This window comes from Carnobacterium sp. AT7 (assembly GCF_000171855.1).
GTDB lineage: Bacteria > Bacillota > Bacilli > Lactobacillales > Carnobacteriaceae > Carnobacterium_B > Carnobacterium_B jeotgali.
The window spans coordinates 1-10,699 of sequence record NZ_ABHH01000046.1 but is presented as its reverse complement, the minus strand read 5'-3'; the positions used below and the strand labels follow the sequence as shown (position 1 = coordinate 10,699).

Annotated in this window: 6 protein-coding genes and 1 other annotated feature; of the genes, 5 read left to right on the top strand and 1 reads right to left on the bottom strand. The window is 37.4% G+C overall.

Annotated features, from left to right (window positions below; translation table 11 throughout):
- Positions 1–107: a sequence feature (ribosomal protein L10 leader region), on the top strand. This feature is flagged as partial in the annotation.
- 59 nt (positions 108–166) lie between these two features.
- From rplJ to rpoC, 5 genes are all read left to right on the top strand, one after another.
- A complete protein-coding gene (gene rplJ, locus CAT7_RS11370; protein ID WP_007725725.1) occupies positions 167–667 on the top strand; it encodes a 50S ribosomal protein L10 in 501 nt (166 codons plus the stop codon).
- Between the two features lie 72 nt (positions 668–739).
- Complete coding sequence (gene rplL, locus CAT7_RS11365; RefSeq protein WP_007725723.1) at positions 740–1,105, top strand: 50S ribosomal protein L7/L12; 366 nt, start codon at positions 740–742, stop codon at positions 1,103–1,105.
- 108 nt (positions 1,106–1,213) lie between these two features.
- Positions 1,214–1,819: a class I SAM-dependent methyltransferase gene (locus tag CAT7_RS11360; RefSeq protein WP_007725721.1), complete on the top strand. Its 606-nt coding sequence runs from the start codon at positions 1,214–1,216 to the stop codon at positions 1,817–1,819.
- A 287-nt stretch (positions 1,820–2,106) separates the two neighbouring features.
- Positions 2,107–5,673, top strand: a complete 3,567-nt coding sequence (gene rpoB, locus CAT7_RS11355) for a DNA-directed RNA polymerase subunit beta (RefSeq protein WP_007725718.1) — start codon at positions 2,107–2,109, stop codon at positions 5,671–5,673.
- A gap of 149 nt (positions 5,674–5,822) precedes the next feature.
- Positions 5,823–9,443 (top strand): DNA-directed RNA polymerase subunit beta', encoded by a 3,621-nt coding sequence (gene rpoC, locus CAT7_RS11350; RefSeq protein ID WP_007725716.1) that lies wholly within the window; start codon positions 5,823–5,825, stop codon positions 9,441–9,443.
- Between the two features lie 286 nt (positions 9,444–9,729).
- Here the strand turns inward: rpoC and CAT7_RS11345 are convergent, their stop codons facing one another.
- On the bottom strand, positions 9,730–10,482 hold the full coding sequence (locus tag CAT7_RS11345; protein ID WP_007725714.1) for a prepilin peptidase: 753 nt from the start codon (positions 10,480–10,482) through the stop codon (positions 9,730–9,732).
- Between the last annotated feature and the right edge of the window lie 217 nt (positions 10,483–10,699).

Genomic DNA, 10,699 nt, shown 5'->3' with positions numbered 1-10,699 from the left:
AAGACAGTAGGTGGCTGATGCCTTAATTTCCTGCCGAGGATGAATATGTGAAAACATACAATTATCCCTCTATGTCTAAGGTGACGTAGAGTTTTTTGCGTTTAATGAGCCTTTAAGCTTTTGAAAACAAAGAATTCTAGCCAATCGATCGGGAGGTGAAAAATTAATGAGTCAAGCAGCAATCGCAAAAAAACAAGAATTAGTTGATTTAGCATCAACTAAATTTAAAGAAGCAGCTTCAGTAGTCGTAATGGACTACCGTGGATTAACTGTTGAAGAAGTGACTAATTTACGTAAACAATTACGTGATGCAGGAATCCAAATGAAAGTTATCAAAAATTCAGTTTTAAGCCGTGCAGCAGAAGCAGCAGGTTTAGAAGGAATGGACGATGTTTTTAAAGGACCTACAGCAATTGCGTTTAGTAATGATGACGTGGTAGCACCTGCAAAAATTATCGCTGAATTTGCTAAAGAAGCAGCTGCATTAGAAATCAAAGGTGGCGTAATTGAAGGACGTGTTTCTTCAGCTACTGAAATCAATGCTCTTGCAACATTACCAGATCGCGATGGTTTGTTATCAATGTTGTTATCTGTACTTCAAGCACCAGTTCGCAATACTGCACTTGCTATCAAAGCAGTTGCAGAATCAAAAGAAGAAGTAGCTTAATTAAGCGAGTTTTTCTTGAATATCAAGCAAGTTGAACCAAAAAAAAATACCCAATAATGGAGGAAACCAACAATGGCATTAAACATTGAACAAATCGTTGCTGACTTGAAAGAATCAACGATTTTAGAATTAAACGACTTAGTAAAAGCAATCGAAGAAGAATTTGGCGTAACTGCAGCAGCTCCTGTAGCAGCAGCAGGTGCTGGAGAATCAGCAGCAGCTGAACAAACTGAATTTACAGTAGAATTAACTTCTGCTGGAGACTCAAAAATTAAAGTTATCAAAGCTGTACGTGAAGCTACAGGCCTTGGCTTGAAAGAAGCTAAAGGATTAGTTGATGGAGCACCAGCAGCAATCAAAGAAAACATTTCTAAAGAAGATGCTGAAGCTTTGAAAGAAGCTTTAGAAGCAGCTGGAGCATCTGTAGAAGTTAAATAATTTAACTCTATTTTGCTTTGAAAAAGACACGCAGTTCGCTGCGTGTCTTTTTTATCTTTATTGAGTGATAAGTGAATTGTTTGAAAGCTAAATTAAGGAGGAATAAATATGGCAGATCATTATTTTACTAATAAACCCAATGTTGTAAGTGAAACAGCTGCTTGGACATATACATTGCGTGGGCAAGAGTTTAAATTCGTAACTGACGCAGGAGTGTTTTCTAAAAAAACGGTTGATTTTGGTTCTCGATTATTAATTGAAGCCTTTGATTTTTCAGGAATGATTCCAGGTGATCTATTAGATGTTGGATGCGGATATGGTCCAATGGGCTTGGCGTTAGCAAAAGATGACCCTGAACGTAAAGTAGAAATGGTTGATGTCAATGAGCGGGCACTGGGATTAGCTAAGCAAAATGCATCAAATAATCGGTTGTCAAATGTGTTGATCCATACATCAGATATCTATGAATCAGTAGTAGGGAAAGATTTTGCGGCAATCGTTAGCAATCCTCCTATTCGTGCGGGTAAGGAAGTGGTTCATGGTATTTTAACCGGTGCTTTTGAGCTATTAAAAAAGGGTGGTACGTTGACGATTGTGATTCAGAAAAAACAAGGTGCACCGAGTGCTAAGGCTAAAATGGAAGAAACATTTGGCAATGCTCAAGTAATGGTTAAAGATAAAGGGTATTGGATTATTCAAAGTGTGAAAAACTAAAAAAATGATTGACTTAACCAGAGTAATAATGTAAAATAATCTAATGCATATAGTGTGTCTTAAAGAAGAAAAACTTGTTTTGAAATATTGTCCAGAACAAGTTTAAAGAAGAAAACAAAAGGAAATGGATTTTTATTTTTTAAAAGTTCACGAATCTTTTGGTTTTTTTTTGCCAAAAAATAGACGGATATATAGATTGTTACTTGTTTTTAATAAAAGTAACGTAAATGAAATATATTAATTTGCTTAGAACGACCACACTAAAAACAGTTTGAGGGGTGAACAGGTTGGCAGGCCATTTAGTAAATTACGGTAAGCACCGTACACGTAGAAGTTTTTCACGTATCCATGAGGTTTTAGAACTTCCAAATTTAATTGAAATTCAAACTGATTCTTACCAATGGTTCTTAGATGAAGGATTACGCGAAATGTTTAAAGACATTTCTCCAATCGATGATTTTGCTGGAAATCTTTCATTAGAATTTACGGATTACCAGTTACAAGAACCTAAATATACCGTTGAAGAAGCTCGCTCACATGACGCAAACTATTCAGCTCCAATCTATGTTAAATTACGTTTAATTAACAAAGAAAGTGGAGAAGTTAAAGAACAAGAAGTTTTCTTTGGCGATTTCCCATTAATGACAGAAATGGGGACATTCGTTATTAACGGAGCAGAACGAGTAATCGTTTCTCAATTAGTACGTTCTCCAGGTGTTTATTTCCATGGAAAATTAGATAAAAACGGTAAAGAAGGATTTGGTTCAACTCTTATCCCTAACCGTGGAGCATGGCTTGAATTTGAAACTGATGCAAAAGACCTTTCTTATGTTCGTATAGACCGTACACGTAAAATACCATTAACTGTATTGGTTCGTGCATTAGGATTTGGATCAGATGATCAAATTTTGGAAATCTTTGGTGACAACGAAAGTCTTCGTTTAACAATGGAAAAAGATTTGCACAAAAACGCTAGCGATTCTCGTACAGAAGAAGCCTTGAAAGATGTTTATGAACGTCTTCGTCCAGGTGAGCCCAAAACAGCGGATAGTTCAAGAAGCTTATTAACAGCTCGCTTTTTCGATCCAAAACGTTATGACTTAGCAAATGTTGGTCGTTACAAAGTAAATAAAAAATTAAACTTAGCAACACGTTTATTCAATCAAACATTGGCTGAAACATTAGTTGACCCTGAAACAGGCGAAATCATTGTTGAAGCAGGTACATTTTTAGACCGTGATCAAATGAACAAGTTAACACCGTATTTGACTGCTGGTTTAAACAGTGTGACATATTATCCATCAGAAGACAGTGTTGTTCCAGAACCTGTAGAATTACAAGTTGTAAAAGTCTTTTCTCAAAAAGACCCAGAACGCGTTGTAAATATGATTGGAAACAAAATAATTGCTGATGAAACAAAAAATGCTACACCAGCTGATATTTTAGCTTCTATGAGTTATTTCTTTAACTTACAAGAAGGTATTGGCAATGTAGACGATATTGACCACTTAGGAAACCGTCGTATTCGTTCAGTAGGTGAATTGTTGCAAAATCAATTCCGTATTGGTTTGTCTCGTATGGAACGTGTGGTTCGTGAACGTATGTCTATCCAAGATATGGCTACAGTTACACCGCAACAATTGATCAATATTCGTCCAGTTGTAGCATCAATCAAAGAATTCTTTGGTTCATCTCAATTGTCTCAGTTCATGGACCAAACAAACCCATTGGGTGAGTTGACTCATAAACGTCGTCTATCTGCATTAGGACCCGGTGGATTAACTAGGGACCGTGCTGGATATGAAGTTCGTGATGTGCATTATTCCCATTATGGCCGTATGTGTCCGATTGAAACACCAGAAGGTCCAAACATTGGACTAATCAACAGTCTATCAAGTTACGCTAAAGTAAATAAATTTGGTTTCATTGAAACGCCTTACCGTCGTGTTGACCGCGAAACAGGTGTTGTTACGGATCAAATTGATTACCTAACAGCTGACGAAGAAGATAACTATGTTGTTGCACAAGCAAATGCTCCATTAAATGAAGATGGCACATTTACAAATGATATTGTACTTGCTCGTTACGTGGAAGAAAACTTAGAGGTTCCTATTAGTCGTGTTGACTACATGGACGTTTCTCCTAAACAAGTAGTCGCAGTAGCAACAGCTTGTATTCCGTTCTTAGAAAATGATGATAGTAACCGTGCTCTTATGGGAGCAAACATGCAACGTCAAGCTGTTCCATTAATCCACCCTCAAGGACCACTTGTTGGAACGGGTATGGAACACGTAGCTGCTCGAGATTCAGGAGCTGCATTGATTTGTAAAAATGATGGTATCGTTGAATACGTAGATGCAAATGAAATCCGCGTACGTCAAGAAAATGGTGCTTTGAACAAATACGCGGTAACAAAATTCCGTCGTTCAAATTCAGGTACTTGTTACAACCAACGCCCAATCGTAGAAAAAGGCGATCGCGTTGAAAAAGGTGAAATCTTAGCCGATGGTTCTTCTATGGAAAATGGCGAAATGGCTTTAGGTCAAAACCCATTAGTAGCCTTCATGACATGGGAAGGTTATAACTATGAAGATGCTATCATCATGAGCGAACGCTTAGTTAAAGATGATGTATACACTTCTATTCATATTGAAGAATTTGAATCAGAAGCACGTGATACAAAACTTGGGCCTGAAGAAATTACTCGTGAACTTCCAAACGTTGGAGACGACGCTTTGAAAGACTTAGACGAAATGGGAATTATCCGTATCGGTGCTGAAGTAAAAGATGGCGATTTATTAGTTGGTAAAGTAACTCCTAAAGGGGTAACTGAATTATCTGCTGAAGAGCGTCTATTACATGCTATCTTTGGTGAAAAAGCTCGTGAAGTTAGAGATACATCTCTTCGTGTACCACATGGTGGTGGCGGAACAGTTCATGATGTTAAAATCTTTACTCGTGAAGCAGGCGATGAATTATCACCAGGCGTAAATATGCTTGTTCGTGTTTACATCGTTCAAAAACGTAAAATTAACGAAGGGGATAAAATGGCCGGACGTCATGGTAATAAAGGGGTTGTCTCTTTGATCATGCCGGAAGAAGATATGCCATTTATGCCTGACGGAACTCCAGTTGACATCATGTTGAACCCATTAGGGGTACCATCACGTATGAATATTGGACAAGTATTAGAATTGCACATTGGAATGGCTGCTCGTCAGTTAGGTATCCACATTGCAACACCAGTATTTGATGGAGCGTCAGATGAAGATGTATGGGACACTGTTAGAGAAGCTGGAATGGCTGCTGATGCGAAAACTGTATTATATGATGGACGCACAGGAGAACCTTTCGATAACCGTATTTCTGTTGGAGTTATGTACATGATTAAATTAGCCCACATGGTTGATGATAAGTTACATGCACGTTCAACTGGACCTTACTCATTAGTTACACAACAACCATTGGGTGGTAAAGCTCAATTTGGTGGACAACGTTTTGGAGAAATGGAAGTTTGGGCTCTTGAAGCGTATGGGGCAGCTTATACACTACAAGAAATCTTAACTTACAAATCCGATGATGTTGTTGGTCGTGTGAAAACGTATGAAGCAATTGTTAAAGGCGAAAAAATTCCAAAACCAGGTGTTCCAGAATCATTCCGCGTATTAGTAAAAGAATTGCAATCATTAGGTTTAGACATGAAAGTGCTAAATGAAAATGATGAATTAATTGAATTGCGTGATATGGATGATGATGACGATATCGTGAACCCAGATGCATTAAATAAATATGCTGAAGAGCAAGAAAAGATTCGCGCTGAAGCAGCTGAACAAGAAAGATTAAAAGAAGACTAAAACGGGCAGAACTCGAATGGTTCATAAGTTGACATGACTTAAGTGACTATTCGAGCACTCCTTTTAAAACAAAGATAGATACCACTATCTATAAAAAAAACAATAGAGCAGGTAGGGCAGCTCAACAAAAATAAAGGGAGGTTAGCCCCTTGATAGACGTTAATAATTTTGAAAGCATGCAGATTGGTTTGGCTTCTCCAGATAAAATCCGTAGTTGGTCTTATGGTGAAGTAAAAAAACCAGAAACCATTAACTACCGTACCTTAAAACCAGAACGTGATGGCTTGTTCTGTGAACGTATTTTTGGACCTTCAAAGGACTGGGAATGTGCTTGTGGAAAATACAAACGTATCCGTTATAAAGGGATTGTTTGTGACCGTTGTGGAGTAGAAGTTACACGCTCAAAAGTTCGTCGTGAACGTATGGGTCATATTGAATTAGCAGCACCAGTTTCTCACATTTGGTACTTTAAAGGTATTCCAAGTCGTATGGGTCTTGTCTTAGACATGAGTCCGCGTGCTCTTGAAGAAATCATTTACTTTGCCTCTTATGTGGTTATCGAACCAGGTAGCACTTCATTAGAAAAGAAACAATTATTAACAGAAAGAGAATACCGTGAAAAACGTGAACAATACGGCAATGAATTTCAAGCTGAAATGGGAGCAGAAGCGGTTAAACAACTCTTAAACGATGTTAAATTGGATCAAGAAGTTGAAGAATTAAAAGAAATCTTAAAAACAACTACAGGTCAAAAACGGACACGTGCTATTCGTCGCTTAGATATCTTAGAAGCATTCCGTAATTCTGGAAACCACCCTTCATGGATGGTAATGGATGTTATTCCTATCATCCCACCAGAAATTCGCCCAATGGTTCAATTAGAAGGTGGACGTTTCGCTACAAGTGACTTAAATGACTTGTACCGTCGTGTAATCAACCGTAACAACCGTTTGAAACGTTTATTAGATTTAAACGCTCCAAACATTATCGTACAAAATGAAAAACGTATGTTGCAAGAAGCAGTAGATGCATTGATCGATAATGGTCGTCGTGGCCGTCCAGTTACTGGACCAGGTAACCGTCCATTGAAATCATTGTCACATATGCTTAAAGGGAAACAAGGACGTTTCCGTCAAAACTTGCTAGGTAAACGTGTCGATTATTCAGGACGTTCTGTTATCGTTGTTGGACCTTTCTTGAAAATGTACCAATGTGGCTTACCAAAACAAATGGCAATTGAATTGTTCAAACCTTTTGTAATGAAAGAGTTAGTTTCACGTGATATTGCGAGTAACATTAAAAATGCAAAACGTAAAATTGACCGTCAAGATGATGCTATCTGGCCAATCTTAGAAGAAGTTATCCGTGAACATCCAGTACTATTGAACCGCGCACCTACTTTACACAGACTTGGAATTCAAGCATTTGAACCCGTTCTTGTTGAAGGTAAAGCTATCCGTCTTCACCCATTAGTATGTGAAGCGTATAATGCCGATTTTGATGGTGACCAAATGGCTGTCCACGTACCTTTAAGTGACGAAGCACAAGCTGAAGCTCGTATGTTGATGCTAGCTGCCCAAAACATTTTAAATCCAAAAGATGGTAAACCAGTAGTAACACCATCTCAAGATATGGTGTTAGGTAACTATTATCTAACAATGGAAGAAGAAGGACGCGAAGGCGAAGGAATGCAATTTAGTAGTTTGAATGAAGCAATGCTTGCTTACCAAAGCGGATATGTTCATTTGCATTCTAGAATTGCAATCAAACCAACTGATATTCCAAACAAACCATTTACTGAATGGCAAAAAGATAAATTAATGATCACTACTGTTGGTAAATTGATCTTTAACGATATCATGCCAAATGAATTCCCGTATATGAATGAACCAACACAAAGTAACTTAGAAGTGCAAACTCCAGACAGCTATTTTGTTGAAGGTGGCATAAATGTTCTTGAACACATTCAAGCTCAAGAATTAGTCAAACCATTCAAAAAGAAAAATCTTGGAAATATCATTGCTGAAGTATTCAAACGATTCAAAATAACTGAAACGTCTAAAATGCTAGACAGAATGAAAGATCTAGGATACAAATATTCAACAAAAGCTGGTATTACAGTTGGTATCTCCGACATCGTAGTATTAGAAGAAAAACAAGAAATTCTAGATAATGCTCATAAACAAGTTGAAAAAGTAACGAAACAATTCCGTCGTGGTTTAATTACGGATGAAGAACGTTATGAACGTGTTATTGATATCTGGAACAAAACAAAAGATCACATTCAAATCCGCTTAATGGAAAGTTTGAATGACCTTAACCCAATCTTCATGATGAGTGACTCTGGTGCCCGTGGGAATATTTCCAACTTTACTCAGCTTGCTGGTATGCGTGGATTGATGGCTGCACCGAATGGTCAAATCATGGAATTACCGGTTACTTCTAACTTCCGTGAAGGATTATCTGTCTTAGAAATGTTTATCTCTACCCATGGAGCTCGTAAAGGGATGACCGATACAGCCTTGAAAACAGCCGACTCAGGTTACTTGACTCGTCGTTTAGTTGACGTTGCACAAGATGTTATCATTCGTGAAACAGACTGTGGTTCTGACCGTGGATTAGTGATTCAAGCAATCAAAGAAGGAAACGAAGTAATTGAACCACTTGAAGAACGCCTATTAGGACGTTACACTCGTAAAACAGTCTTTAACCCTGAAGATGGAACAGTTATTATTGGTGAAAACCAAATTATTACTGAAGACATTGCAAGAGAGATAATAGCTGCAGGAATCGAAGAAATTACGATTCGTTCCGTATTTACATGTAATACTAAACACGGTGTATGTAAACATTGTTATGGCCGTAACTTAGCAACCGGTTCTGAAGTTGAAGTTGGAGAAGCAGTTGGAACAATTGCCGCTCAATCAATCGGAGAACCCGGTACTCAATTAACAATGCGTACGTTCCATACAGGTGGGGTTGCCGGAGATGATATTACTCAAGGGCTTCCTCGTATCCAAGAAATTTTTGAAGCTCGTCACCCTAAAGGTCAAGCTGTCATTACTGAAGTTACTGGGGAAGTCGTATCGATCGATGAAAATCCAGCAGCTCGTACGAAAGAAGTTACAATCAAGGGAGATACGGATACTCGTTCTTACCAAGTACCATTCTCTGCACGTTTGAAAGTTGAAGAAGGAGATATTATCCACCGTGGTGAAGCATTAGACCAAGGTTCAATTGATCCTAAAGAATTATTACGTGTTCGTGATGTGCTTGCTGTTGAAAACTACTTGCTACGTGAAGTTCAAAAAGTATACCGTATGCAAGGGGTAGAAATCGGCGACAAACATATCGAAGTTATGGTACGTCAAATGCTACGTAAAGTACGCGTAATGGATCCAGGTGAAACAGATATTTTACCAGGTACATTGATTGACATTCATGATTACACAGATAAAAACTTTGACACATTGGTATCTGGCGGAATTCCTGCAACGGCTCGTCCTGTATTGCTTGGAATTACAAAAGCTTCCCTTGAAACAAATAGTTTCTTATCTGCTGCATCATTCCAAGAAACAACACGTGTCTTAACTGATGCTGCTATTCGTGGAAAACGTGATCCGTTATTAGGATTGAAAGAAAATGTTATCATTGGTAAAGTTATTCCAGCTGGTACCGGAATGGCTAAATACCGTAAAATGAAACCTAAAGGCGTTGGCGTTGTAAGCGAAAATGTTTACAGTATCAATGACCAAATCGAACCTAAATAACTTGAAAAGAGTTCCTCATATCTAATATGAGGGCTCTTTTTTTTGTTCATTTTAGCAAATGATTAAAATGTTGTTTTTTGAACTAGAACAATTCAATTAAAGGGGCGTGAAGTACCGTGTTAAGGATGAATGGATTATCATATAGTATTTAAAATCAAGTTAAAGACTATACAAGTGTATATGTATTAACCCTATGGTGCTTAACAAGCATTTGCACACCATATAAATACGATAAATCTCTCAATACAGTGTGCGAATACTTTTTTTAGTGATGAATTTTTTAATTTTACATTAACAACCAAGTCGTGAAAAAATCTTGTAAAAAATATGCCGAAAATGTTCCTAAAAAAATAAAGGGGGCAAATGGAATAGGATGTTTATAGGGGATTTTTTTGCTGACCACTAATGGAAAATGAATTAAAAGTGCTAAAAAGCAAGCAATCATAATAGCAATCAAAGTTAAGTTATAACCAAGTAATAATCCGATGATACCGAATAATTTTACGTCACCGCCACCTATAGGAGTAGAAGAGAACTGATAAAGCAGGTAAAAAAAACAGAAAAAACCAAAACCGCTAAAAAGATAAGAGCTGAAAGGGTGAGGATGGAGTGCCAAACGACCTAAGAAAACCCACAACAAGAAAAAAAGCATTATACGGTCAGGTAAGAGTTGATAGCAAATATCCGTAATGATAAAGATAAGACTGAAGGAAATGATTCCGATAACAAATAAACCTTCTGTTGGGGAATACAGGAAAGTTAAAAAGGTAGCTAAAAAGATAGCTCCAGTGAAAGCTTCGGCTAAAGGATATAAAATGGAAATAGGCTGTTTACAATTTCGGCACCGCCCTTTTTGATTAACATAAGATAAAATAGGGATCAGCTCAAAAACCTGCAATGTTTGCTGACAATTCGGACAGTGAGAACGTGGAAAGACAATAGATTGATGAATAGGCACTCTTAAACCAACTACCATTAAAAAAGAACCAAAACAACACCCTGTAAACCAAATAAGTAAAAACAAGATACTTGTCTGCATTTTTTTCGCCTCGATTCAATAAGTTACAATAAATATCTGTTATTTAGTAAAGAAAGCTTTAAAAAAATAGAGAGTAGGAGTATACTAATGAAAGTGCAAAAAAGATAAAAAAACTTTTAGCATTTTCAACTCAACTTGTTGACAATATTATTAGACCATGTTATGATTCAAAAGGTGCTTTTGTACGCAGATTCCTGTCTATCAGTCGTGCTGACTG

What these genes read in the sequence shown, in the direction of transcription:
- rplJ (WP_007725725.1), top strand. Translation starts at nt 167, where the DNA reads ATGAGTCAAGCAGCAATCGCAAAAAAACAAGAATTAGTTGATTTAGCA.
- rplL (WP_007725723.1), top strand. Translation starts at nt 740, where the DNA reads ATGGCATTAAACATTGAACAAATCGTTGCTGACTTGAAAGAATCAACG.
- CAT7_RS11360 (WP_007725721.1), top strand. Translation starts at nt 1,214, where the DNA reads ATGGCAGATCATTATTTTACTAATAAACCCAATGTTGTAAGTGAAACA.
- CAT7_RS11345 (WP_007725714.1), bottom strand. Translation starts at nt 10,482, where the DNA reads ATGCAGACAAGTATCTTGTTTTTACTTATTTGGTTTACAGGGTGTTGT.